28 protein-coding genes and 1 pseudogene are annotated in these 25,830 nt (G+C 38.1%); 20 read left to right on the forward strand and 9 right to left on the reverse strand.

The annotated features are described in order from the left end of the window. Positions 1-18 precede the first annotated feature (18 nt). From lacB (SMI_RS05180) to lacD, 3 genes are read left to right on the forward strand one after another with little or no spacing between them, the layout of a single operon-like run. On the forward strand, positions 19-534 hold the full coding sequence (lacB, locus tag SMI_RS05180) for a galactose-6-phosphate isomerase subunit LacB (protein ID WP_001216917.1): 516 nt from the start codon (positions 19-21) through the stop codon (positions 532-534). Positions 535-544: 10 nt separating this feature from the next. Further along, the gene (locus SMI_RS05185) at positions 545-1,474 is read left to right on the forward strand and encodes a tagatose-6-phosphate kinase (RefSeq protein ID WP_000604263.1); all 930 of its coding nucleotides are present in this window, start codon (positions 545-547) and stop codon (positions 1,472-1,474) included. Position 1,475: 1 nt separating this feature from the next. Continuing rightward, positions 1,476-2,456 carry a tagatose-bisphosphate aldolase gene (gene lacD, locus SMI_RS05190; protein WP_001229114.1) on the forward strand — a complete coding sequence of 327 codons (981 nt, stop codon included), beginning with the start codon at positions 1,476-1,478 and terminating at the stop codon, positions 2,454-2,456. A gap of 228 nt (positions 2,457-2,684) precedes the next feature. Here the strand turns inward: lacD and lacB (SMI_RS05195) are convergent, their stop codons facing one another. From lacB (SMI_RS05195) to SMI_RS05205, 3 genes are all read right to left on the reverse strand, one after another. After that, the gene (gene lacB, locus SMI_RS05195; RefSeq protein WP_000684750.1) at positions 2,685-3,203 is read right to left on the reverse strand and encodes a galactose-6-phosphate isomerase subunit LacB; all 519 of its coding nucleotides are present in this window, start codon (positions 3,201-3,203) and stop codon (positions 2,685-2,687) included. Between the two features lie 11 nt (positions 3,204-3,214). Then, positions 3,215-3,643 (reverse strand): galactose-6-phosphate isomerase subunit LacA, encoded by a 429-nt coding sequence (gene lacA / locus SMI_RS05200; RefSeq protein WP_000864629.1) that lies wholly within the window; start codon positions 3,641-3,643, stop codon positions 3,215-3,217. Between the two features lie 150 nt (positions 3,644-3,793). Continuing rightward, on the reverse strand, positions 3,794-4,270 hold the full coding sequence (locus SMI_RS05205; protein ID WP_001239964.1) for an RrF2 family transcriptional regulator: 477 nt from the start codon (positions 4,268-4,270) through the stop codon (positions 3,794-3,796). Positions 4,271-4,465: 195 nt separating this feature from the next. Here SMI_RS05205 and SMI_RS05210 point away from each other — a divergent pair, with 195 nt between their 5' ends. From SMI_RS05210 to SMI_RS05245, 8 genes are all read left to right on the forward strand, one after another. Further along, positions 4,466-5,380 (forward strand): DMT family transporter, encoded by a 915-nt coding sequence (locus SMI_RS05210; RefSeq protein WP_000820330.1) that lies wholly within the window; start codon positions 4,466-4,468, stop codon positions 5,378-5,380. Positions 5,381-5,533: 153 nt separating this feature from the next. Then, positions 5,534-6,088: a methyltransferase domain-containing protein gene (locus tag SMI_RS10770; protein WP_343287570.1), complete on the forward strand. Its 555-nt coding sequence runs from the start codon at positions 5,534-5,536 to the stop codon at positions 6,086-6,088. Further along, complete coding sequence (locus tag SMI_RS05220; protein ID WP_000379363.1) at positions 6,066-6,788, forward strand: class I SAM-dependent methyltransferase; 723 nt, start codon at positions 6,066-6,068, stop codon at positions 6,786-6,788. Before SMI_RS10770 ends, SMI_RS05220 begins: the two co-directional genes overlap by 23 nt. A gap of 304 nt (positions 6,789-7,092) precedes the next feature. Then, positions 7,093-7,929: a PRD domain-containing protein gene (locus tag SMI_RS05225; protein ID WP_000285709.1), complete on the forward strand. Its 837-nt coding sequence runs from the start codon at positions 7,093-7,095 to the stop codon at positions 7,927-7,929. Positions 7,930-7,964: 35 nt separating this feature from the next. Further along, positions 7,965-8,282 (forward strand): PTS lactose/cellobiose transporter subunit IIA, encoded by a 318-nt coding sequence (locus SMI_RS05230; protein WP_001078324.1) that lies wholly within the window; start codon positions 7,965-7,967, stop codon positions 8,280-8,282. Continuing rightward, positions 8,282-9,973, forward strand: coding sequence for a lactose-specific PTS transporter subunit EIIC (locus SMI_RS05235; protein WP_001037363.1), 1,692 nt, complete (start codon positions 8,282-8,284; stop codon positions 9,971-9,973). Before SMI_RS05230 ends, SMI_RS05235 begins: the two co-directional genes overlap by 1 nt. A 214-nt stretch (positions 9,974-10,187) precedes the next feature. Further along, positions 10,188-11,594, forward strand: a complete 1,407-nt coding sequence (gene lacG, locus SMI_RS05240; RefSeq protein WP_000169284.1) for a 6-phospho-beta-galactosidase — start codon at positions 10,188-10,190, stop codon at positions 11,592-11,594. Positions 11,595-11,636: 42 nt separating this feature from the next. Then, a complete protein-coding gene (locus SMI_RS05245) occupies positions 11,637-11,894 on the forward strand; it encodes a DUF3884 family protein (protein WP_000471579.1) in 258 nt (85 codons plus the stop codon). 104 nt (positions 11,895-11,998) lie between these two features. On the opposite strand, the gene SMI_RS05250 is transcribed toward SMI_RS05245, so the two are convergent. The 4 genes from SMI_RS05250 to nrdH form a co-directional block, all read right to left on the reverse strand. After that, on the reverse strand, positions 11,999-12,766 hold the full coding sequence (locus SMI_RS05250; RefSeq protein ID WP_000917572.1) for a DeoR/GlpR family DNA-binding transcription regulator: 768 nt from the start codon (positions 12,764-12,766) through the stop codon (positions 11,999-12,001). Positions 12,767-12,908: 142 nt separating this feature from the next. After that, entirely contained in the window at positions 12,909-13,874 is a 966-nt protein-coding gene (gene nrdF / locus SMI_RS05255; RefSeq protein WP_000084433.1) for a class 1b ribonucleoside-diphosphate reductase subunit beta, read from the reverse strand. Between the two features lie 290 nt (positions 13,875-14,164). Beyond that, positions 14,165-16,324: a class 1b ribonucleoside-diphosphate reductase subunit alpha gene (nrdE, locus tag SMI_RS05260; RefSeq protein WP_000523239.1), complete on the reverse strand. Its 2,160-nt coding sequence runs from the start codon at positions 16,322-16,324 to the stop codon at positions 14,165-14,167. Between the two features lie 80 nt (positions 16,325-16,404). Next, positions 16,405-16,623, reverse strand: coding sequence for a glutaredoxin-like protein NrdH (gene nrdH / locus SMI_RS05265; protein WP_000259246.1), 219 nt, complete (start codon positions 16,621-16,623; stop codon positions 16,405-16,407). 350 nt (positions 16,624-16,973) lie between these two features. Between nrdH and SMI_RS05270 the strand changes: the two genes are divergently transcribed. From SMI_RS05270 to SMI_RS05285, 4 genes are all read left to right on the forward strand, one after another. Then, positions 16,974-17,237 carry a phosphocarrier protein HPr gene (locus SMI_RS05270; RefSeq protein WP_000146946.1) on the forward strand — a complete coding sequence of 88 codons (264 nt, stop codon included), beginning with the start codon at positions 16,974-16,976 and terminating at the stop codon, positions 17,235-17,237. Between the two features lie 5 nt (positions 17,238-17,242). Beyond that, entirely contained in the window at positions 17,243-18,976 is a 1,734-nt protein-coding gene (gene ptsP, locus SMI_RS05275) for a phosphoenolpyruvate--protein phosphotransferase (RefSeq protein WP_000138124.1), read from the forward strand. 133 nt (positions 18,977-19,109) lie between these two features. Next, positions 19,110-19,604 carry a YkgJ family cysteine cluster protein gene (locus tag SMI_RS05280; RefSeq protein ID WP_000031472.1) on the forward strand — a complete coding sequence of 165 codons (495 nt, stop codon included), beginning with the start codon at positions 19,110-19,112 and terminating at the stop codon, positions 19,602-19,604. 57 nt (positions 19,605-19,661) lie between these two features. Next, a complete protein-coding gene (locus tag SMI_RS05285) occupies positions 19,662-20,201 on the forward strand; it encodes a ClbS/DfsB family four-helix bundle protein (RefSeq protein ID WP_164925519.1) in 540 nt (179 codons plus the stop codon). A 98-nt stretch (positions 20,202-20,299) separates the two neighbouring features. On the opposite strand, the gene dhaQ is transcribed toward SMI_RS05285, so the two are convergent. Further along, complete coding sequence (gene dhaQ / locus SMI_RS05290) at positions 20,300-21,289, reverse strand: DhaKLM operon coactivator DhaQ (RefSeq protein WP_000142822.1); 990 nt, start codon at positions 21,287-21,289, stop codon at positions 20,300-20,302. After that, positions 21,286-21,816, reverse strand: coding sequence for a dihydroxyacetone kinase transcriptional activator DhaS (gene dhaS, locus SMI_RS05295; protein WP_000168609.1), 531 nt, complete (start codon positions 21,814-21,816; stop codon positions 21,286-21,288). Before dhaS ends, dhaQ begins: the two co-directional genes overlap by 4 nt. A 153-nt stretch (positions 21,817-21,969) precedes the next feature. Here dhaS and dhaK point away from each other — a divergent pair, with 153 nt between their 5' ends. From dhaK to SMI_RS05320, 5 genes and pseudogenes are all read left to right on the forward strand, one after another. Next, on the forward strand, positions 21,970-22,959 hold the full coding sequence (gene dhaK / locus SMI_RS05300; RefSeq protein WP_000720682.1) for a dihydroxyacetone kinase subunit DhaK: 990 nt from the start codon (positions 21,970-21,972) through the stop codon (positions 22,957-22,959). Between the two features lie 21 nt (positions 22,960-22,980). Then, a complete protein-coding gene (dhaL, locus tag SMI_RS05305; RefSeq protein WP_001100264.1) occupies positions 22,981-23,556 on the forward strand; it encodes a dihydroxyacetone kinase subunit DhaL in 576 nt (191 codons plus the stop codon). Continuing rightward, a pseudogene (dhaM, locus tag SMI_RS05310) lies at positions 23,556-23,929 on the forward strand (dihydroxyacetone kinase phosphoryl donor subunit DhaM). The gene dhaL and the pseudogene dhaM overlap by 1 nt, the downstream one beginning before the upstream one ends. Positions 23,930-24,420: 491 nt before the next feature. Next, the gene (locus tag SMI_RS05315) at positions 24,421-25,113 is read left to right on the forward strand and encodes a YjjG family noncanonical pyrimidine nucleotidase (protein WP_000120609.1); all 693 of its coding nucleotides are present in this window, start codon (positions 24,421-24,423) and stop codon (positions 25,111-25,113) included. 61 nt (positions 25,114-25,174) lie between these two features. Next, positions 25,175-25,828, forward strand: coding sequence for a uracil-DNA glycosylase (locus SMI_RS05320; RefSeq protein WP_000401337.1), 654 nt, complete (start codon positions 25,175-25,177; stop codon positions 25,826-25,828). Positions 25,829-25,830 lie beyond the last annotated feature (2 nt).

Genomic DNA, 25,830 nt, shown 5'->3' on the forward strand with positions numbered 1-25,830 from the left:
AAGAAAGGTAAGTTAAAAATGAGAATTGCAATTGGATGTGACCACATCGTAACAGATGAAAAAATGGCGGTTTCAGAATTTTTGAAATCAAAAGGATATGAAGTCATTGACTTTGGTACTTATGACCACACACGTACTCACTACCCAATCTTTGGTAAAAAAGTAGGGGAAGCTGTAACTAGCGGTCAAGCTGATCTTGGGGTATGTATCTGTGGTACTGGTGTTGGTATCAACAACGCTGTCAATAAAGTTCCTGGTGTTCGTTCTGCCTTGGTTCGTGATATGACAACAGCTCTTTATGCTAAAGAACAATTGAACGCTAACGTTATCGGTTTTGGTGGTAAGATTACTGGTGAATTGCTCATGTGCGATATCATCGAAGCTTTCATCCATGCTGAATACAAACCAACTGAAGAAAACAAAAAATTGATTGCGAAAATTGAACATGTGGAAAGTCACAATGCTCATCAAGCTGACGCAAACTTCTTTACAGAATTCCTTGAAAAATGGGATCGCGGAGAATACCACGACTAAGAGGTGACCTATGATTTTAACAGTCACAATGAACCCATCCATTGATATTTCCTATCCTTTGGATGAGTTGAAGATTGATACTGTCAATCGTGTGGTGGATGTAACCAAAACGGCTGGTGGTAAGGGTCTCAATGTTACTCGTGTACTTTCAGAATTTGGAGATTCTGTTCTTGCTACTGGTTTAGTAGGTGGTAAACTTGGTGAGTTTTTGGTTGAACATATCGATGATCAAGTAAAAAAAGGTTTCTTCTCAATTCAGGGAGAAACTCGGAACTGTATTGCTATTCTCCACGGAGACAACCAAACAGAAGTTCTTGAAAAAGGTCCAGAGGTTTTGGAACAAGAAGGTCAAGACTTTTTGGAACATTTCAAAAATCTTCTGGAGTCAGTTGAAGTGGTAGCCATCTCAGGTAGTCTGCCAGCTGGTCTTCCAGTTGATTACTATGCGAGCTTGGTAGCACTTGCTAATCAAGCTGGCAAGCCTGTTGTCTTGGACTGCTCTGGTGCAGCACTTCAGGCGGTTCTTGAATCACCACATAAACCAACAGTCATCAAACCAAATAATGAGGAATTGTCTCAGCTTCTAGGTAGAGAAGTTTCTGAGGATTTGGATGAATTAAAAGAAGTCCTTCAAGAACCTTTGTTTGCAGGTATTGAATGGATTATTGTTTCACTTGGTGCCAACGGTGCCTTTGCCAAACATGGTGACACTTTCTACAAGGTAGATATTCCTAGAATTCAGGTAGTCAACCCTGTTGGATCTGGAGATTCTACAGTTGCTGGAATTTCTTCAGGTTTACTTCATAAAGAATCGGATGCAGAATTACTAATCAAGGCAAATGTCCTTGGTATGCTCAATGCTCAAGAAAAAATGACTGGTCATGTCAACATGGCCAACTATCAAGCTCTATATGATCAATTAATAGTAAAAGAGGTATAAAATGGCTTTAACAGAACAAAAACGTGCACGCTTAGAAAAACTTTCTGATGAAAATGGTATCATCTCAGCTCTTGCATTTGACCAACGCGGTGCTTTGAAACGCCTCATGGCTCAACACCAAACAGAAGAACCAACTGTAGCTCAAATGGAAGAACTTAAAGTGTTGGTAGCAGATGAATTGACTAAATACGCTTCATCAATGCTTCTTGACCCTGAGTATGGACTTCCAGCAACTAAAGCTCTTGATGAAAAAGCTGGCCTTCTCCTTGCTTATGAAAAAACAGGTTATGACACAACAAGCACAAAACGCTTGCCAGACTGCTTGGATGTTTGGTCTGCAAAACGTATTAAAGAAGAAGGTGCAGATGCAGTTAAATTCTTGCTTTACTATGATGTAGATAGCTCAGACGAACTCAACCAAGAAAAACAAGCTTATATCGAACGCATCGGTTCTGAATGTGTGGCTGAAGATATCCCATTCTTCCTTGAAATCCTTGCTTACGATGAAAAAATTGCTGACGCAGGTTCTGTAGAATACGCGAAAGTAAAACCACACAAAGTTATCGGTGCTATGAAAGTCTTCTCAGACCCACGCTTTAACATAGATGTCTTGAAAGTAGAAGTTCCTGTTAACATTAAATATGTTGAAGGATTTGCTGAAGGTGAAGTAGTTTACACACGCGAAGAAGCAGCAGCCTTCTTCAAAGCACAAGATGAAGCAACTAACCTGCCATACATCTACTTGAGTGCTGGTGTATCAGCTAAACTCTTCCAAGATACTCTTGTATTTGCCCATGAATCAGGTGCAAACTTTAACGGAGTTCTTTGTGGCCGTGCAACATGGGCTGGATCAGTTGAAGCTTACATCAAAGATGGTGAAGCAGCAGCTCGCGAATGGCTTCGCACAACTGGTTTTGAAAACATTGACGAACTCAACAAAGTTCTTCAAACAACAGCGACTTCATGGAAAGAACGCGTGTAGCACTCAAATTGTAAAAAATATTCAGTCTAGTGATAGTAATATCTCTAGACTTTTTTTGATGTCAAAATAACCTTGAGTTAGCTATTCTCAAGGTTAGATAAAATATAGTGAATTGAAGTTAAAATAGTACACTACAATTTCTAAAGCAGTGCTAGAAATTGATTTGGCTTTCCAAACCAATTTGTTCATATTTTATTTCAATCCACTATATATAAGAAGGAATGTAAGTTAATCGTGATATTCTCCACGATTCCACTTGGAATTCTCTTCATCGAAGATATGATCATTGGCAGCTACATCTGGGCTCACTTCAGATAGTTTATCAATTTTCGCAATCAATTCCTCTTTTTCAGGACTTGGTTTGTACTTGGTATTGATAAATTCATCTACAATGTTGTTAATGAAATTGATACCTAGGATTGCACCACCGAAAGCAACAATAGTAGCATTGAGATTTTCACGAGCGGAACGAGCAGTCGCAACATCTCCGACAAGTACAACTCGAGTTCCAGGAACTTTATCAGCAGATACAGCAATTCCAACACCTGTACCGCAAAGGGCGACTCCAAAGTCAGCCCGTCCATTGATAACCTCCTCTGCAATTAAGCGACCATAAATAGGATAGTGAGTACGGACGAAATCATAAGTACCAACATCAATGATTTCATGACCTTGTTCTTTTAGGTGTTTTGAAATCTTCATCTTCACATCTGTTACAATGTGATCACAACCGAGAGCAATTTTCATGGGAATACCTCCTAGCAGAGCTTGTTCAGCATATCAATGCGAACTTGGTGACGGCCAGCATCATAGTTGTGCTCAAGAAAGGCTTTGACTATTTCAACTGCTAAAATATCACCTGTAATTCCAGAACCAATTGTAATGATTGGAGTAGAATTGTGTCGAATAGTCATCATGGCAGAGTGTTCATCGGAAACAGCGGCGCAGATAATACCTTTAAACTTATTAGCAGGCATAAAAGAATGTCCAAACTTGTCAAAAAGAATAGCACGAGCTTGCTTATATTTTCTAAACTCTGTAATAGCATTGACAGTAGAATCAACGAAATCCGCAGAACCTTGTGTAGAGTTGAGGTCAATTACTTCATAACCAGAATGAAGCAGATAGTGTTTGACGGTTTCTTTCAGTTGGAAACCATCTTGATCGGTAGCTAAAATAACTTTCATAAGAACCTTCTTTCTTTAGTTATCCAAAAGCATGCAATGAAAGATCATTGTTGACGATATAGAAGATATTTTATATCTTCAAATACAGTATATCCCTTGTAAAATTATTTGTCAAGGATTTATAAAAACTAGCTGAAGAATTTTTTTCAGCTAGTTTTGGCATTTATTGATCCAATTTCTGATATCGGTTAAATCATAGTTAATCTCAGATTGATGGGCTACCTGACTGAGTGTAATAGAAGTCAGGGTTGCAACTAAAGTATTTTCAATAATATCAAGAGAGTTGGTTACGACGCATCTTTTAGCCTTTTTACTTTCCTCGTTGCCTAAGAATTTTTTTAGAAGATTTTGACTTTCAAAGATTCGATTTTTTCCTTCGATAGCTACAAATACATCGTAAAAGGTGATTTGACTGAGAGGTTTAGAAAGAGCGACACCTCCATTTTTCCCTCTAACGGATTTAACCAATCCCTCGTTGTCTAATAGTTTTATAATTTTTTTCAAATAAGAATCAGAAACTTCTAGCCGTTCACTCAAGGAAATTGTATTAATATATTTTCCTTTAGCGAGCTGATCTAACATGAGTAAGACATAGATTGACTGTTCCCAACCTGATGACAATCGCATGTTTGTACCTCCATATAAAAAGATAATCATTATCCACAATTACTAGTATAGCCTTTTTTTGTTTTTTTCTCAATACATAGGAGTTTAAAAAAATAATCTTGGAATTTTTTGATAAATCTCTTGATATTCATTTTTAAAAGAGTATAATAAAAGACAAAAAATATCATCAATATCTTTTGAAAGAAGGGGAAATAAATGAAACGAGGTTCAAATTTTATTTTTTTGATTTCTATATTACTTACCACACTTTTTATGGGGTCGTCTTTTCCAACTGGGAAATATCTCATAGTAGTTGAAAAGACTCCTCCATTATTACTTGGGGGTGTTCGATTTATTATTGCTGGGTTAGTAATGTTGGTATTATCGTTTTTATTTGGCAAGGGAGGGACTATCATCCCTAAAAGTCAAGGTAGCAAGATAAAGGGGTTTATATTGGTTGTGACTATCGGGCTCTTACAGACAGCTGGAACCATGGGATTTCTTAATCTTGCTCTAGCTCATGATGTGTCATCATCGATGTCTTCTATTATCTTATTTACGAATCCTCTTTGGTTAGCTTTTTTAGCACATTTTTTGTTAAAAGATACATTGACTATTCAGAAGATAAGTGCCTTAATATTAGGTGTGGCTGGAGTTGTTACTTGTATTGGACTAGATGTATCTGCGTTTAGTTTAGGTGCTTTGTTTGCTTTACTTGGTTCATTTTGTTGGTCAATCAATACAGTTGTCACCAAGAAAATTCCTTTTGATAACGGTCCATGGATATTTACAGCTTGGCAATTGTTATTAGGTGGGGTATTCCTTTACTTATTCTCAATACCTGTGCATGAAAGTTATAATTTTCTAAATTTAGGATTTTGGGGCTGGGTTTGGTTTATATGGTTAATTATTCCTGCGTCTGTTGGTTCGTTTGGACTGTGGTTTTATAGTCTAGGACAAAGGGGAGCAACAGTAGCTAGCAGTTTCTTGTTTTTAGTTCCAGTATTTTCAACTATCTTTTCTATTATGGGCTTACATGAGCCGTTTACATTGAATTTGGTTCTTGGGGGTTCGATGGTTGTGTTAGCATTGGTATTGGTAAATTGGAAAGTCAAGGGAGAAGAGGAGTAGTCTATGGAAGTTGGGAATGATATTCTTATTCAAAATGGAATACAATAGAGTTTTGGTAATGGTGTAACTCAATATTTTGATGAGCATGTTAGACAATCCATTCCTTTATATGATGAAGGACATGACCTTGTTTGTCATCTAAGCGATTTTTTTATTCGTGACCATTCCTTATGTTATGCGCTAGGCTCTGCAACGGGTAATCTGATTGGTAAATTATACCAGCGTCACAAGTCTAAAAAAGAAGTTCGTTTTATCGGGATAGAAGAGATTCCAGAAATGAATCAGGTGGCACAATCAAAATTTCCTGAGCTTGAATTTATAACAAGCTCCGTGGAGGAAGCCAGGTTAGAACCCAGCGATTTAATTATTAGCTATTATTTCCTTCAGTTTATTCTTCCAGACAAGAGAATAAAGATTTTATCAAAAATATATGAATCTTTAGTTGAAGGTGGAGCGTTTATTCTATTTGAGAAAGAAATCATGACAGATCCGAAGGTAAATAAGTTGATAGTTTCCAATTATATTAAATTCAAGCAAGAACATGGATTTAGTCCAGAAGAAATTCTATCTAAGCAATTGAGCTTGGAGGGAGTTATGATTAACCACACTCATGCTGAAAATAAAGAAATATTAAAGAGTACTGGATTTCATCATGTAGAAACGATAATGAGATATGGAGAGTTCAATGGATACATTTGTTTTAAATGAAGATAATCACAAGAAATGGGAAGAATTACATGCCCAATCATCAAAAACAGAGACACGCTTAGTTCCTAATGATGCAGTTCAAAAGATTTTTTCTTTGAGAAATCAAATCGTTACTCAAAACGATGAGTGCAGGGTATTAGAAGTTGGTTGTGGTTTTGGAAGGAATCTTTACTATTTAATTGAAAATCATTATGCTGATACTTATTGTGGTGTAGATTTAACAAAGGAGGCCGCTGATAGTGCAAAACAATTATTGACTAAGTCATTTCCACAATTTAATTGTCATATAACACAGACAGATGTAGGTAAAGGTTTAGATTTTCCTGACAACCATTTCGATTCTATATTTGATATAATGTCTGCGATTACATTTATAGTGGATGAAAAAGATAGACAGAACTATTTTTCAGAGGTAAAAAGGATGTTGAAAACAGGAGGAATGTATTATTTTTATTGTCCACGGAAAGATGGAATTTTCCGAGACGCAATTCCTGATAATTCTTTACTAGAAAAAGGTTATATACGTAGAAAACTAGATTCAATGTTAGAAAGAGTTTATACAGAAAGTGAGTTAATTGAATTATTGGCTCCTATGCGTCTTGTAAAATTAGAAATCGGTTCAAAACATACTAGAGCTTTTGGTGATGAGTTGTTTATTAGGAATAATGGATTTTGGTTTGGGGCTTTCAAAAAAATATAGAGTTATTAGTACACTTGTTTTTAAATTGAGATGAAATTTTCTGAATTATAAACACTTGTTTTCTTAATTTTGTTTATGATTTTATTTTTTGATAAAAGAATACTCAAAAAAATAAAAAAGTTCTTCGTAAGGGTTTACAAATTATCAGCATTATGATAGAATACAGTTACAAGTTAATACAAGGTGAGTGTTACTAAGTAATATTAGGCATGATCACAGGTGAATTAGAAATCGGCTGATTTTCTAGTTCATTTGTGGTCATTTTTTGTACTCATATACCTTTAAGATATAAAAGGAGGTTGACATGTATCGAATTCTAAATCCAATGAATCACAATGTCTCGCTTGTCAGAAATGATAAAGGAGAAGAAGTGATTGTGATTGGTAAGGGGATTGCATTTGGAAAGAAGAAGGGGGATTTGATTGCTGAACATCAGGTTGAGAAAATCTTTCGGATGAAGACCGAAGAGTCCAGAGAAAACTTTATGGCTCTCCTCAAAGATGTTCCGCTTGATTTTATCACAGTGACCTATGAGATTATTGATAAGCTTTCCAAGAAATATCACTATCCGATTCAAGAGTATCTCTACGTAACCTTGACAGATCATATTTACTGTTCTTATCAAGCTCTAGCACAAGGAAGGTACAAGGATAGTAATCTGCCAGATATTTCCACTAAGTATCCTGTCGCTTTTCAAATCGCAAATGAAGCTTTTGAAATTTACCGTCAGAAGTTAGCGGATCATTTTCCTGAGGATGAAATTATTCGAATTGCTTATCATTTCATTAATGCCGAAGGTGAAAATGAAGTGGAACTTGAGGAGTCGATTGATAAGAGGAAAGAGATTCTCAGGAATGTTGAAGAAGTTTTAACGGACTATGCAATTCAACGAACTAAAGAGAATAACCATTTCTATGATCGCTTTATGATACATCTAAATTATTTCTTGGATTATTTAGACAGATCTAGAGATGATAACCAATCACTTCTGGATATGGAAGATCATATTAAACAATCCTATCCAAAAGCGTTCGAGATTGGTTCCAAGATTTATGATGTAATTACGCAACATACGGGTCTTGATTTGTATAAAAGTGAACGAGTCTATCTAGTTCTACATATCCAACGTTTATTGTCATAAAAATTTATTTAAAACTATATAAGGAGGTCTCTATCATGAATAGAGAAGAAGTAACATTGTTAGGTTTTGAAATCGTAGCCTATGCTGGCGATGCTCGTTCAAAACTATTGGAAGCCTTGAAGGCTGCTGAAGCTGGCGATTTTGCGAAAGCAGATAGCTTAGTCGAGGAAGCTGGTTCTTGCATTGCAGAGGCTCACCACGCGCAAACAAGTCTATTAACTAAGGAAGCTTCAGGTGAGGACTTAGCTTATAGTGTAACCATGATGCATGGCCAAGACCACTTGATGACAACTATTTTGTTAAAAGATTTGATGCACCATTTAATTGAACTCTACAAGAGAGGAGTTAAATAATGAATAAACTAATTGAATTTATTGAGAAAGGAAAACCTTTCTTTGAGAAATTATCTCGTAATATCTATCTTCGTGCTATTCGTGATGGTTTCATTGCAGGTATGCCTGTTATTCTCTTCTCAAGTATCTTTATCTTGATTGCCTTTGTACCAAACTCATGGGGCTTTAAATGGTCTGATGAAGTTGTAGCTTTTCTGATGAAACCTTACAGCTATTCAATGGGAATTCTGGCTCTCTTAGTAGCTGGTACAACTGCCAAGTCATTGACCGACTCAGTAAACCGTAGCATGGAGAAAACCAATCAAATCAACTATATGTCAACACTGTTGGCAGCAATTGTTGGTTTGTTAATGTTGGCAGCTGATCCTATCGAAAATGGTCTAGCTACTGGATTTTTAGGGACAAAAGGTTTGCTTTCAGCCTTCCTTTCAGCCTTTGTTACCGTAGCAATCTATAAAGTTTGTGTTAAGAACAACGTCACTATTCGTATGCCTGACGAAGTTCCACCAAATATCTCACAAGTTTTTAAAGATGTGATTCCATTCACTCTCTCAGTTGTTTCACTTTATGCTCTTGATTTACTAGCTCGTCATTTTGTTGGTTCTAGTGTGGCAGAATCAATCGGTAAATTCTTTGCTCCATTATTCTCTGCAGCTGATGGCTATCTAGGTATTACCATTATCTTTGGTGCCTTTGCCTTCTTCTGGTTTGTTGGTATCCATGGTCCATCTATCGTTGAGCCTGCTATCGCAGCTATTACCTATGCTAATGCCGAAGTCAACTTGAACCTTCTCCAACAAGGTATGCACGCTGACAAGATTCTTACTTCTGGTACACAAATGTTTATCGTTACCATGGGTGGTACTGGTGCGACATTGGTTGTTCCATTCATGTTTATGTGGTTAACAAAATCGAAACGTAACCGTGCAATCGGACGTGCTTCAGTAGTTCCAACTTTCTTTGGTGTAAACGAACCAATCTTGTTTGGTGCACCACTTGTATTGAACCCAATCTTCTTCATTCCATTTATCTTTGCTCCAATCGCAAACGTTTGGATCTTCAAATTCTTTATTGAAACACTTGGAATGAACTCATTTACTGCTAATCTACCATGGACAACTCCAGCTCCATTAGGTCTAGTTCTTGGTACGAACTTCCAATTTCTATCATTCATTCTTGCTGCTTTTCTAATCGTGGTTGACGTAGTCATTTACTATCCATTCCTTAAAGTCTATGATGAACAAATTCTTGAAGAAGAGCGTTCAGGTAAATCTAATGATGAATTGAAAGAAAAAGTTGCTGCAAACTTCAACACTGCAAAAGCAGATGCTATTCTTGAAAAAGCTGGTGTAGAAGCAGTACAAAATACCATCACTGAAGAAACAAATGTCCTCGTTCTCTGTGCTGGTGGAGGGACAAGTGGACTTCTTGCGAATGCTTTGAATAAGGCAGCAGCAGAATACAATGTCCCTGTGAAAGCAGCAGCAGGTGGCTATGGTGCTCACCGTGAAATGTTGCCAGAGTTTGATTTAGTTATCCTTGCCCCTCAAGTGGCTTCAAACTTTGAAGATATGAAAGCAGAAACCGATAAACTCGGTATTAAACTTGCCAAGACAGAAGGAGCTCAATACATCAAATTAACTCGTGATGGAAAAGGTGCTCTTGCATTCGTACAAGCTCAATTCGATTAACGATAGGGACTATAAAACAGTCTCCTCTCGTTACGGAAATCGCTATGGCGAATTTCCTAATCGCCTTGTTAATTCGTCGGTAAAAAGATATTGTTTTTACCTCCTCATGTCACAATTCGGTGACTTGGTACAAGAAGTGAGATGGAGAAGGATGGCTCACTGACTCCTCTCCTCTCACTTTTACTTTATTTAAATTAAGAAATAGGTGAAAAAAATGACAAAAACATTACCAAAAGACTTTATTTTCGGTGGCGCAACTGCTGCCTATCAAGCAGAAGGTGCTACACATACTGATGGTAAAGGACCAGTTGCTTGGGATAAATATCTTGAAGATAACTACTGGTACACTGCCGAACCAGCTAGTGATTTTTACAATCGATATCCAGTTGACCTCAAACTAGCAGAAGAGTATGGTGTCAATGGTATTCGAATTTCTATTGCTTGGTCACGTATTTTCCCAACCGGTTACGGTCAAGTAAATCAGAAAGGTGTTGAGTTTTATCATAATTTATTTGCAGAGTGTCACAAACGTCACGTTGAGCCATTTGTAACTCTTCATCACTTTGATACGCCAGAAGCTCTCCACTCAAATGGAGACTTCTTAAACCGTGAAAACATTGAATACTTTGTAGACTACGCTGCCTTCTGTTTTGAAGAATTCCCAGAAGTAAACTATTGGACAACCTTTAATGAAATTGGGCCAATCGGTGATGGTCAATACTTGGTTGGTAAATTCCCTCCAGGTATTCAGTACGACCTTGCTAAAGTTTTCCAATCGCACCATAATATGATGGTTTCTCATGCGCGTGCAGTCAAGCTATATAAAGATAAAGGTTACAAAGGTGAAATTGGTGTTGTTCACGCACTGCCAACCAAGTATCCTTTAGATCCTAAAAATCCAGCAGATGTTCGTGCGGCAGAGTTGGAGGACATTATCCATAACAAATTTATCTTGGATGCAACTTATCTGGGTCACTACTCTGAAAAGACTCTGGCAGGGGTAGAGGCTATCTTGGCTGCCAATGGTGGTAGCTTAGATCTTCGTGAAGAAGATTTCGAAGTATTAGAAGCCGCAAAAGACTTGAATGACTTCCTTGGAATTAATTACTATATGAGTGACTGGATGGAAGCATTTGATGGAGAAACAGAAATCATCCATAATGGTAAAGGTGAAAAAGGAAGCTCTAAATACCAAATTAAAGGTGTTGGTCGTCGTGTAGCTCCTGACTATGTACCACGTACGGATTGGGATTGGATTATCTACCCTCAAGGTTTGTATGACCAAATCATGCGCGTGAAGAAAGATTATCCGAACTACAAGAAGATTTACATCACTGAAAATGGTCTTGGATATAAAGATGAGTTCGTTGATAACACTGTTTACGATGATGGTCGTATTGATTACGTGAAGCAACACTTAGAGGTCTTGTCTGATGCTATTGCTGATGGTGCAAACGTCAAAGGATACTTCATTTGGTCATTGATGGACGTCTTCTCATGGTCAAACGGTTATGAAAAACGTTACGGTCTCTTCTATGTAGACTTTGAAACTCAAGAACGTTATCCTAAGAAATCAGCTCACTGGTATAAGAAAGTATCAGAAACTCAAGTGATTGAGTAGTAGAATGAGTAATTAGATATAGAATTTTAGTGAGGCATAAAGATGTTTAAAGATTTTATCCAATCAATTTATGAAAAAGTTTATATTATCAATTTTGATAAATGTTCTCAAATACCTTGTTTGACTAATGAGGAGCTGAAAAAACTTGGGAAATGGTATGTCTCTACCGGTAAAGAATGGATTTGCCATTCAGACTATGAGCTGGAAGAATTTAAAAATATCTTTTTAAATTTTATCAGTCCTGAAGAATGGGATAATATCTCCTTTGATTCAGATTTTATGCCGTTTCAACAATCATAAAGAATCTAGGAAACTCTTTGTAACAATCTTCATCCAAAAATGCGTCATATCAAGATTCTTATTTTCTTGATATGACGCATTTTAAATTTTATCAATACTCAGTTTTATGGTTTAGAAAGAATAATTTTTGTTTGTTTTGAAAGTTGTTCAAACGTTTCTTTGCTCAGTTTAGAATCTGAAACGATGGTATCGATATCAGAGATATTGTAGAAGGTATAAAAATCAAATTTATTGAACTTACTATTGTCAGCTAGTAAGTATTTTTTATTGGAATTGTTGAGGGCGATGCGTTGGGATTCACCTTCCTCTTCGCTGAAGGTCGCAATTGCATTGTCCTTAATACCATTACAGCTAACGAAGGCTTTAGAAAATTGTAAATTAGCCAAGTTTTGCAAGGTTAGTGTTCCGACAAAGGCTCCAGTGATGGAGCGATAGTTGCCACCGATTAAAATCAAATCTGTTAGTTTTCGTTCGTTTAGGATGAGAAAGACTGGTAAACTGTTTGTTACAACACGAATATTATCAATTGGAAGTTCACGAGCAAAAGATTCCAAGGTTGTCCCTGGGCCGATAAAAATAGTTTCCCCCTCATCGATTAAATGGCCTGCAAAACGGCTGATTTCTTGTTTTTCTGCAATCTGTAAGCTTTGTTTTTCAATATTGGAACGTTCATTATTTAAAATAGAACCTGTGCGAATTTTTTCAGCTCCCCCGTGCACCCGAACAAGTAAATCTTTGTCAGCTAACTCTTGCAAGTAGCGTCTGGCAGTCATATCGGATACATCTAAGCGAGCCATGATTTCTTTTACAGTAATAGTTCCCTTTGTATTTACCGTTTCTAGAATATTATCTAGTTTTTCCTGCTTTAACATCCTTATCACCTCTATTTCTATTACTATTTTATCATAAAGTATTCAATCAATCAATTTAAAAAACAAAAGAAAACAAAAACAAAAATACCATGGTTGTTTTAAACAGACCATGATATTTGTTATCAGTACCGGGATAGTTGAATTAGTCCAAACCGTAGTTGTAGTCATCGTCTTGCATGGCTTCAACTTCGCCAAGGAGGTAACCATTTCCGACTTGAGAGAAGAAGTCGTGGTTAGATGTTCCGGTTGAAATACCGTTCATAACGATTGGGTTGACATCATCAGCTGAATCTGGGAAGAGTGGATCTTGTCCCAGGTTCATGAGAGCCTTGTTGGCATTGTAGCGAAGGAAGGTTTTGACTTCTTCCGTCCAACCAACACCGTCATAGAGGCTCTCTGTATAGCCTTCTTCGTTCTCGTAGAGAGTGTAGAGCAGGTCGTACATCCATTCTTTAAGTTTTTCTTGCTCTTCTTCAGGTAATTCATTGAAACCGAGTTGGAATTTATATCCGATGTAGGTTCCGTGAACAGATTCATCACGAATAATCAATTTAATGATTTCCGCAACGTTGGCTAGTTTGTTGTTACCAAGATAGTAGAGGGGGGTGAAAAAACCAGAGTAGAAGAGGAAGGTTTCGAGGAAGACGCTGGCAACTTTCTTTTCAAGTGGGCTACCATTTAGGTAGATTTCGTTGACAATCTCTGCCTTCTTTTGTAGGTAAGGATTGGTATTGGTCCATTCGAAAATTTCTTCAATCTCAGCCTTAGTATTCAAGGTAGAGAAGATTGATGAGTAAGATTTAGCGTGAACAGATTCCATAAATTGGATGTTATTGAAAACAGCTTCCTCATGTGGTGTACGGATGTCCGAGCGAAGGGCTTGAACCCCAGTTTCAGATTGCATGGTATCCAAGAGAGTTAATCCACCAAAGACTTTACCGACCAGGTCTTTTTCCTTGTTTGATAACTTTCTCCAGTCATCCAAGTCATTTGATAAGGGAATACGTGTATCAAGCCAGAATTGCTCCGTCAGCTTTTCCCAAGTTGATTTGTCGATGACATCTTCGATGGCATTCCAGTTAATGGCTTTGTAGTAAGTTTGTGACATGTTTTCTTCTTTCGATCTTGTAAAAAATTATTTTCTTCTTTTTCCTGCTAAGTGTTTAGCGCCCTCTGAACTTCCGTGTCTCAGTCCATCAGAAGCTACTTTATCAACCTTCTTTTTCATGAAGGAATTTTCCTTTTTTAAAGATGAATTCTCTTTTTTTAAAAATGAAATTTCTTTTTTTTATTTTCTTGTTTTGTTTTACCAAATAAAAACAATTTATCAGTCTCCTAAAATGAATAAAAGTTAGAAAAAATTACGAACAGTATCAATTGTATTTATAGAGCGACGAATTAAATCACACAGCTTTCACATTGGTTAGCACCAACTTCTCCACCGTCATCTGTAAAGGTACGAACGTAGTAGATAGACTTGATACCCTTGTTAAAGGCATAGTTACGAAGGATAGACAAGTCACGTGTCGTTTGTTTGTTTTCTTTCTTCCATTCGTAAAGACCTTTTGGAATGTCACTACGCATGAAGAGGGTGAGTGAAAGTCCTTGGTCCACGTGCTCAGTTGCAGCAGCATAGACATCAATAACCTTACGCATATCCATGTCGTAAGCAGAAGTGTAGTAAGGAATGGTTTCTGTTGACAAGCCAGCAGCAGGGTAGTAGATTTTACCGATTTTCTTTTCTTGACGTTCTTCGATACGTTGCGTAATCGGGTGGATAGAAGCAGAGACGTCATTGATGTAACTGATCGAACCATTTGGCGCTACAGCAAGGCGGTTTTGGTGGTAAAGACCATCTGCTTGAACCTTGTCGCGAAGTTCAGCCCAGTCAGCAGCACTTGGGATAAAGACATCTTTAAAAAGTTCTTTAACACGGTCTGATTTTGGAATAAATTCGCCTGTAATATACTTGTCGAAGTAGCTTCCCTTAGCATAGTCTGATTTTTCAAAGTTGTGGAAGGTGATACCACGTTCACGCGCGATATTGTTTGATTCTACCAAGGTCCAGTAGTTCATGAGCATGAAGTAGATGCTAGTAAACTCAACAGACTCAGGGGATCCATACTCAATCAGTTGTTGCGCAAGGTAGCTGTGAAGTCCCATGGCACCAAGTCCAAAGGTGTGAGCTTGGCTATTTCCGTGGTCGATGGTAGGAACAGCTACGATGTGTGAACTATCTGTAACGAAAGTAAGGGCACGAACCATAGCACGGATAGAACGACCAAAATCAGGTGAAGTCATCATGTTGACCACGTTGGTTGAACCAAGGTTACATGAAACGTCCGTTCCCATTTGAAGGAATTCTTGAGCATCGTTGATCAAGCTTGGTTCTTGGACTTGAAGAATCTCAGAACACAAATTACTCATGATAATCTTTCCATCAACAGGATTTGCACGGTTAGCCGTGTCGATGTTGACTACATAAGGGTAGCCAGACTCTTGTTGCAATTTAGAGATTTCAGTTTCCAAATCACGCGCCTTGATTTTTGTCTTACGGATATTTGGATTTGCGACCAATTCATCGTATTTTTCAGTAATGTCGATGTAGTTGAATGGCACACCGTATTCTTTTTCTACAGAGTAAGGGCTGAAGAGGTACATTTCTTCATTTTTACGCGCCAATTCGTAGAATTTATCGGGTACTACAACACCAAGTGATAGGGTTTTGACACGAACTTTTTCATCAGCGTTTTCTTTCTTAGTTGAAAGGAAGGCGATGATGTCTGGGTGGAAGACGTTGAGGTAGACAACACCAGCACCTTGACGTTGACCCAATTGGTTAGAGTAAGAGAAGCTGTCTTCGAAGAGTTTCATGACTGGTACGACACCAGAAGCTGCTCCTTCGTAGCCTTTGATAGGTGCACCAGCTTCACGAAGATTGCTGAGGGTAATTCCCACACCACCACCAATACGTGAAAGTTGAAGAGCTGAGTTGATAGAACGTCCGATAGAGTTCATATCATCCGTCACTTGGATTAGAAAACAAGATACCAACTCCCCACGACGAGCACGTCCAGCATTGAGGAAAGAAGGAGTAGCTGGTTGGTAGCGTTGATAGATGATTTCATTGGCAATATCAATTGCAACAGCTTCATTCCCATCAGCGAAATAAAGGGCGTTAAAGAAGACACGGTCTTCCATACTTTCAAGATAATATTCACCGTCGTTGGTTTTTAAGGCATATTGATTGTAAAATTTATAGGCAGCCATGAAAGACTTGAATTGGAAGTTTTGGTCTTTGATAAATTGTGACAATTCTTCCAAGAACTCTGGACGGTATTTCTTGATAAAGGCTGTTTCGATGTAGTTGTGGTCAATGAGGTAGTTGATTTTATCTTTAATTGAATCAAAAACCATAGTGTTTGGAACGACATTTTCTTTAAAGAAGGCATCCAAGGCTTCTTTATCTTTATGAAGCATGATTTGTCCATTGACAGGACGGTTGATTTCGTTATTGAGACGGAAGTAAGTCACGTCCTCAAGATGTTTTAATCCCATAAAATTTCCCTTATCTAATTACAAAAGAAAGGCTTCTAAGTTAGCCCTAGAAGCAGTTTCTTCTGGATGATGTACTAAGATTATGCTAATTGTTTCAGTTTTCCTGGTTGGAAACCTGAAAAGACTTCAGTTGGTGTTTGGATAACAGGAGCTGCGTTAAAACCGAGCTCTTTAACTTGATCGATGTACTCAGGCTGCTCATCAAGATTGATTTCACGATAAGAGACATTATTACTGTCCAAGAAACGCTTGGTCATTTTACATTGGACACAATTGTTTTTAGAATAAACGGTTACCATTGTGTAACTCCTCTTCAAAATTTAATACTATCTTAGTATATCAGAAAATAAAAATTTGTCAATGATTTGAACTAAATATAGTGGTCAGTTTTTCTACTCAAGCTCACAAAACACAATATGTAGTGTTTGCTTTATAAAATAGCAATGATTATCCTATAAATCGTTTTTAAAGAAACTATATCCTGTGTTTTGTTATCTATGATAGAAGATTTTCAGCAAGTTATCTGAAAGGAAATTGAAGGAAAATCCAGAAAATGCTTGAAAAAAATCCTAGAAGATGGTATAATACCAAATTGTAAGGGTTATCACATATAACTCAAAAAAAGAAAGAACAAAAGGAGAGTCAAACTATGGCTTCTAAAGATTTCCACGTAGTGGCAGAAACAGGTATTCACGCACGTCCAGCAACATTGTTGGTACAAACTGCTAGCAAATTTGCTTCAGATATCACTCTTGAGTACAAAGGTAAATCAGTTAACCTTAAATCAATTATGGGTGTTATGAGTATTGGTGTTGGCCAAGGTGCTGACGTAACTATCTCAGCTGAAGGTGCAGATGCAGATGACGCTATCGCTGCAATCTCAGAAACAATGGAAAAAGAAGGATTGGCATAAGGGAAATGACAGAAATGCTTAAAGGAATCGCAGCATCTGACGGTGTTGCAGTTGCAAAAGCATATCTACTCGTTCAACCGGATTTGTCATTCGAGACTATTTCAGTCGAAGATACAAACGCAGAAGAGGCTCGTTTGGATGTTGCTCTTGAAGCTTCTCAAAACGAGCTTTCTCTTATCCGCGAGAAAGCTGTAGGTACGCTTGGTGAAGAAGCGGCTCAAGTTTTTGACGCTCATTTGATGGTTCTTTCTGACCCAGAATTGATTGGTCAGATTAAAGAAACAATTCGTGCTAAGAAAGTCAATGCAGAAGCAGGTCTTAAAGAAGTGACTGACATGTTCATCACTATCTTTGAAGGCATGGAAGACAACCCATACATGCAAGAACGTGCAGCGGATATCCGAGACGTGACAAAACGTGTATTGGCAAACCTTCTTGGTAAGAAATTGCCAAACCCAGCTTCTATAAATGAAGAAGTAATCGTGATTGCGCATGACTTGACACCATCTGATACAGCTCAATTAGACAAAAACTTTGTAAAAGCTTTTGTAACAAACATCGGTGGACGTACAAGCCACTCAGCTATCATGGCACGTACACTTGAAATTGCAGCTGTATTGGGAACAAATAACATCACTGAAGTGGTGAAAGACGGTGATATCCTTGCCGTTAACGGAATTACTGGTGAAGTGATTATCAGCCCAACAGATGAACAAGCGGCAGAATTTAAAGCAGCTGGTGAAGCTTATGCTAAACAAAAAGCTGAATGGGCACTTTTGAAAGATGCTCAAACAGTGACTGCTGACGGTAAACACTTCGAGTTGGCAGCTAACATCGGTACTCCAAAAGATGTTGAAGGTGTTAACAACAACGGTGCAGAAGCTGTTGGACTTTACCGTACAGAGTTCTTGTACATGGATTCTCAAGACTTCCCAACAGAAGACGAACAGTATGAAGCATACAAGGCTGTTCTTGAGGGAATGAATGGTAAACCAGTGGTTGTTCGTACAATGGATATCGGTGGAGATAAGGAACTTCCTTACTTCGATATGCCACATGAAATGAACCCATTCCTTGGATTCCGTGCCCTTCGTATCTCTATTTCTGAAACTGGAGATGCAATGTTCCGTACACAAATCCGTGCCCTTCTTCGTGCTTCTGTTCATGGTCAATTGCGTATCATGTTCCCAATGGTTGCCCTTTTGAAAGAATTCCGTGCAGCTAAAGCAGTTTATGAAGAAGAAAAAGCAAACCTTCTTGCTGAAGGTGTTGCAGTTGCGGATGACATCCAAGTTGGTATCATGATTGAAATCCCTGCAGCAGCGATGCTTGCAGACCAATTTGCAAAAGAAGTAGACTTCATGTCAATTGGTACAAACGACTTGATCCAATACTCAATGGCAGCAGACCGTATGAACGAACAAGTTTCATACCTTTATCAACCATATAACCCATCAATCCTTCGCTTGATCAACAACGTTATCAAGGCAGCTCACGCTGAAGGTAAATGGGCTGGTATGTGTGGTGAGATGGCTGGTGACCAAAAAGCTGTTCCACTTCTTGTCGGAATGGGCTTGGATGAATTCTCTATGTCAGCAACATCAGTACTTCGTACACGTAGCTTGATGAAGAAATTGGATACTGCTAAGATGGAAGAGTACGCTAACCGTGCCCTTACAGAGTGTTCAACAATGGAAGAAGTCCTTGAACTTCAAAAAGAATACGTTAACTTCGATTAATGTCATTAACCTTGTAACCTAGTTGCAATGTTTTTTGACGCATTTTGGGAAAGTATAGTCTAATAAAGTCCACTTTTCAATGGTTCATAGGCATGGTATAATAGGGGAAAGTAATTAGAATAAGAGAGAAACCATGTCTAAAGAAATTGATATTGAGTACTACCACCAGCTAGCCTTGCAAAAGCAGAAGGAGCATCGCAAAGTTTTAGCAAATTTAAAGAAAAAGCCACCAAAAAATCTAGATAAGATAGCCCAGCAGATTCACGAGGAAGTCTTTGCAGAGATTGATTGTACGGCCTGTGCTAACTGTTGCAAGACATTGGGGCCTGACTTTAAGGAAGCAGACATCACTCGTATTGCTAAGTACTTTAAGATGAAATTACCAGCTTTTGAAGCGGAGTTTCTGCAGGTAGATGAAGATGGTGATAAGGTTTTTAAATCCATGCCTTGTCCCTTTCTAGGAGGAGATAATCTCTGTTCCATCTATGAAGTTCGTCCCAAGGCCTGCCGAGAATTTCCTCATACAGACCGCAAAAAGATCCATCAAATCAACCATTTGACGATTAAGAATACTTTGACCTGTCCGGCAGCCTACCTCTTTGTTGAGAAATTAAAGGATAAGTTGTAGAGATTTAAAGGATAAAAAATCTCTAATAATAAGTAGTAATATGAAGGGAGTACTCCTGTGCCTAGACCGAAAACAAAAGAGGAGCTAATGCTGGCCTCTAAGGAAAACTATGAAAAGCTCAATCGTTTCATCTCCCAACTAAGTGAAGATGAGCTACAGACTCCATTTGATTTTTCAAGAGACCTAAAGAAAAAAGAAGCTCACTGGAAAAGGGATAAAAATCTACGGGATGTCTTGATCCATCTTTATGAATGGCAGCAGTTACTTTTGACTTGGGTACATTCTAATCAAGAAGGTCACGAAAGACCTTTTCTCCCTGCACCTTATACTTGGAAAACTTATGGAGAAATGAATGTCGCTTTTTGGAAGAAGCACCAGAAAACGTCCTTAGAAGAAGCGACTAGACTCCTAGAACAATCACATAGGGAGGTTTTAGAGTTGATAGAAGTTTTTAGCAATGACGAACTCTTTACCAAAGGTATCTATAAGTGGACGGGAGGAACAAGTCTAGGTTCCTACTTTGTTAGTAGCACGTCAAGCCACTATGATTGGGCTACGAAAAAGCTCAAGGTTCATCGGAAGAATTGTAAGGGATAGATGGCCTATTTGAAATGGCAAGAATGTGTTCTTTTAAAAGTAAGATAAGATTAAAAGGGCTATCAAGTGATGTAGCCCTTTTGAGTTATACAAGCAAATTACCATGCAAAAGCTGTCGTTGGAGCATTGAGCGCTTCTAACCACTGTTTATTTTTTACGGGGCAAAGAGTTACGGATATACCTGCCATATCTAGACTGCTCATAAATGTTCCTGATTTTATAAAGGTAATAGTGACTCCTTCAATTTCTAAGAGTTGAAGGAGATCATTGATAAATATACCCATTTCTAGGTTGGTAGTAGTGCCTAGATTATTTACAAGCAATATAAATTGATCACCTTTTTTCCAATGATAGTGCAATCTTAATTTACTTATAATTTCATTTGCAAGGATTTCCGATGATTGGAATGGGACGATACGATATCCTTCTTCGCCATGTATCCCAATACCATAAGAAATATTTCTTTCTTCCAAGTTAAATAGTGGAAGGGTGGCTTGGGGGAGACTAGCAGATTTGGTTGCAAAGCCAATTGTTGCGATTTCGGGAGCAAGCTGATGACCTAAATCAGTTAGTTGCTCGATGTCGGCACCATTTTGAGCTGCATATCCTAGGATTTTATGAAGTAAGATTGTCCCTGCAAGCCCTCTTCCTCTAATTTGAAATCTATTGTGAGGTTCAATTGAAATATCGTCGTGTGCTAGACTATAGCCGACCTTAATTCCTTCTTGTCTAGCAGTGTTAATGGCCGAACTAAATTCTTTGATGTCTGCTTCGAAATTTTTTACAATGATGAAGACACCGTGACCATTGTTTAAAAAACGAATGGACTCTAAGATTTCAGTTCTTGTAGGAGGAGTAAATAATTGGCCATAGATAGCAGCAGTAAGCATTCCTTCTCCCACATATCCAATATGCGCAGGTTCGTGACCAGAACCTCCACCCGCCAATATTGGAACCTGATGAGGATTGCGATTTTTTTGATAGACTAAAGGTAAGGTAGGGTGTTTTTCTAATTCAGGATGACTGCTGACAGTTGCTGAAATGTAACTTGAAATAATTTTCTGTTTATGATTTGAAATGAATGTCATTGTGGTCTCTTTCCAATAATTGTCATGATTAGAAAGTCTGGTTGTGGAACTGGACTTTTTTTATTGACGTAAGCTTTTACGATTTCTGCTAGAGCATGTGAATGATAGTCTAACAAAAAACAAGTATAAGCAGATGAATCGATATCAATCTGACCGTATTCTCTTAAAATTTTTGATACAAGCAAGCGACAGTAGCTGATAAAGTGGTCATAGAAGTTATTTTGCCCTTGAATATCAAAAAGTTGAATATAAAAGTCACGCTCTTGTTCGAAATAAAAAAATAATTCTTGTAATAGTTTTTGGCCCGAAATGAAGTCCAAGTTATTGGTGATATACTCGGTTAAGTCAGTTTCAAATATCCAGTCTAGCAGTTCATATTTGTCAAGAAAGTGATTATAAAAGGTCTGTCTACGAATGCCAGCTGATTCCATGATATCTACAATAGAGATTTTATCAAATTCTCTAGTAGCTAATAGGTCTCTAAATGCCTTGGCAATACGTTTTTTTGTAATAAGTGATGATGCCATAGGAAACCTTTCTTTTACTTACTTCATTTTACCAAAAAAATGTTTTAAACGGGTTTAAAAGGGGACAAATAATAGAATCTGTCCCTTATCAGCCAGCGATAAAAAATATATAATGAAAGCGAAAACAAAGGTACATGCCGAAAGGAGTTTCTCATGAAAAAAATTATAAATGAACCGACACAAGTTGTTGATGAAATGTTGCAGGGATTGTCATTCATGCATGATGACTTGGTAGAACGCTTAGATGGTTTTGATGTCATCGTTAGAAAGGCAGAAAAGACAGGAAAAGTTGGACTCATTTCAGGTGGAGGTTCAGGACATGAACCAAGTCATGCTGGATTTGTAGGAGATGGAATGTTGTCTGCTGCCATTTGTGGAGCAGTCTTCACTTCACCTACTCCGGACCAAATTTTAGAAGCCATTAAGGCGGCTGATGAAGGGGCTGGAGTTTTCATGGTCATCAAGAACTATTCTGGTGACATTATGAACTTTGAAATTGCACAAGAACTTGCTGAAATGGAAGGTATTGATGTAGCAAGTGTTGTGGTTGATGATGATATCGCTGTTGAAAATAGTCTCTATACCCAAGGCCGTCGAGGTGTTGCAGGTACTATTTTAGTCCATAAAATTTTGGGTGATGCGGCTCGTTCTGGTAAATCATTATCTGAAATGAAGGACTTAGCCGATAAACTTGTCTTAGAAATAAAAACAATTGGGCTGGCCTTGTCTGGAGCAACCGTTCCTGAAGTTGGGAAACCAGGATTTGTTCTAGAAGATGATGAATTTGAATATGGTGTTGGTATTCACGGTGAACCCGGATATAAAAAAGAGAAAATGCAACGTTCTGCACAATTGGCGTTAGAATTGGTTGAAAAACTATCTGAAGGTTTCCAACTTAAGGCTGGTGAACGCTATGGCCTTCTCATTAATGGTTTAGGAAGCACTCCTCTTATGGAACAATACGTATTTGCAAATGATGTGGCTAAATTACTCCATGGAAAAGGTGTTGAGTTGGCATTTAAGAAAATTGGAAACTATATGACCTCAATCGATATGGCTGGTTTGTCATTAACATTGATTCGATTGGCAGATGATGAGTGGTTGGATGCTCTAAATGCGCCTATTACTACGCCAGCTTGGTAAAACTCAAGGAGGAAATGTCGCATGAATGTTGAACAAGCTCTTGAATGGATGAAGCTTTTTAATGAAAAGATTCAAGAACAGAAAGATTACCTTAGTGAGTTAGACACTCCTATAGGGGATGGAGACCACGGTGGAAATATGGCGCGTGGAATGGCTGCAGTTATGGAAAACTTAGAAGGAAAGCAATTTGAGACCAGCAGTGATGTTTTTAAACTTGTCTCAATGCAACTACTGAGTAAGGTAGGCGGTGCTTCTGGTCCCTTGTATGGCTCTGCTTTTATGGGCATGGCCAAGGCTGATTCTAATTCGAAAATAGAGGAAATCTTACAAAGTGGTTTGGATATGATTGTCAAACGTGGGAAAGCAGAAGTTGGAGAAAAGACAATGCTTGACGTTTGGACTCCTGTTATTGCTGCTTTGTCTGCAGGCCAATTGACTCAAGAGGTTATTGATAAGCTAGTGAATGCTACCAAAGATTTACTTGCAACTAAAGGAAGGGCATCTTATGTAGGAGAACGTTCTCTTGGACATATTGATCCTGGATCATTTTCATCAGGATTACTCTTTACTGCTCTTTTAGAAACTGGGGTGGTTTAATGGGAAGTATTGGTCTTGTTATCGTTTCACATTCTAAACACATTGCACAAGGTGTCGTTGAACTGATTAGTGAAGTAGCTAAAGATATTCCGATTACTTATGTAGGAGGAACCGAAGATGGAGGAATTGGAACGAGTTTTGATCAAGTAGATAGGGTTGTTTCCGAAAATCCAGCAGATACTTTATTAGCTTTTTTGACCTAGGTTCTGCTAAAATGAACTTAGAAATGGTGGCTGATTTCAGTGATAAAAGTATCATGATCAATAGGGTTCCAATTGTAGAAGGTGCCTATACTGCAGCTGCTCTTCTTCAGGCTGGTGCAGAACTGTCAGTTATTCAAACACAGTTGTCGGAGCTTGAAATCAATAAATAAGGAATCATCCTATCATTTCTTTTATAGGTGAGTTATTGATTATCTCAACTATCAAATTTTAAGTAGATTATTACAAAATCAGAAAGGGATTGCTTGCGCAGTTCCTTTTTATTTTAACAGGAGTAAAGCTATAGTGTTTCTAAATTGTGAATCAATCAAAACTGATTGGGATGGGACTATTCTAGCTTTAGAATTCTTTAAAAATTAAAATTTAAGGCAATCAATGACTTAGAATAGTGCAAAAACATCTATTTTATAGGAATTCTAGGTTTAGAATTGCATAGATATTTATGAAGTTAGGATATTCGATAGATAGAATTGTTCTATTCTGAAAGATTTTGACAATCAAAAGTCTAGAAGAGTGATTTATAAGTATACTTGTAGCCTTTAGTTGCGATAATTGTATGTCAAATAGATGGAATAAATTGGTATGGCTTTCTTACTTTATGCTATAATATTCATAATTCTTTTCAGAAAGGAAAACTCTCAAATTGTCCTACAAATTTCTACTCTTCGATCTCGACCACACTCTTCTTGATTTTGATGCTGCTGAGGATGTGGCTTTGACGCAACTTCTAAAAGAAGAAGGGGGTACAGATATTCAGGCTTATAAAGACTATTATGTTCCTATGAACAAGGCTCTATGGAAGGACTTAGAGCAAAAGAAAATTAGTAAACAAGAGCTGGTTAACACGCGCTTTTCTCGTTTATTTGCTCATTTTGGACAGGAAAAAGACGGTAGTTTTCTAGCCCAGCGTTACCAATTTTACCTCGCTCAGCAGGGGCAAACGATTTCGGGTGCTCATGAACTTTTGGACAGCCTCATCGAGCGTGATTATGAGCTATATGCTGCGACAAATGGTATTACTGCCATTCAGACAGGGCGCTTGGCTCAATCGGGTCTGGCACCTTATTTCAATCAAGTCTTTATCTCTGAACAGTTGCAAACACAAAAGCCTGATGCTCTCTTTTATGAAAAGATTGGCCAACAGATTGCAGGTTTTAGTAAAGAAAAGACGCTGATGATTGGAGATTCTCTAACCGCCGACATTCAAGGCGGCAATAATGCTGGGATTGACACGATTTGGTACAATCCTCATCAACTCGAAAATCCCACACAAGCCCAGCCAACCTACGAAGTCCATTCTTACCGAGACTTGCTGGATTGTTTAGATAAACTGTAAAAAGTGGTTTAGACAGCCACTTTTTGCTATAATAGAGGCAGTAAAAATGAAGGAGTCGGCTATGGAACATTCGTCTTGGCATGCTTTGATTAAGGAGCAATTACCTGAGGGTTATTTCGGGAAAATCAATCAGTTTATGAATCAGGTCTATGCTCAGGGGACTATTTATCCACCCAAGGAAAAGGTTTTTCAGGCTCTCTTGACAACACCGCTTGAAGAAGTTAAGGTGGTGATTCTAGGGCAAGATCCCTATCACGGGCCAGGTCAAGCGCAGGGCTTGAGTTTTTCTGTACCTGACTCTATTCCAGCTCCGCCATCCTTGCAAAATATCTTGAAAGAATTGTCAGATGATATCGGGGTCAAGAAATCTCATGATTTGACAGCTTGGGCTGAGCAAGGAGTCTTGCTTCTTAATGCTTGTCTGACGGTTCCTGCTGGACAGGCCAATGGTCATGCTGGTCAGATATGGGAGCCTTTTACGGATGCTGTGATTCAGGTGGTCAATCATCTAGATAGACCAGTTGTTTTTGTACTCTGGGGAGCTTATGCACGCAAGAAGAAGACCTTGGTTAGCAATCCTCATCACTTGATTATCGAATCAGCCCATCCCAGTCCTTTGTCGGTTTATAGAGGATTTTGGGGTTCCAAGCCTTTTTCCAAGGCTAATGCATTCTTAAAAGAGACAGGACAAGAGCCAATCGATTGGCTTAGATAAGG

The sequence above is a fragment of the Streptococcus mitis B6 genome (assembly GCF_000027165.1).
GTDB lineage: Bacteria > Bacillota > Bacilli > Lactobacillales > Streptococcaceae > Streptococcus > Streptococcus mitis_AR.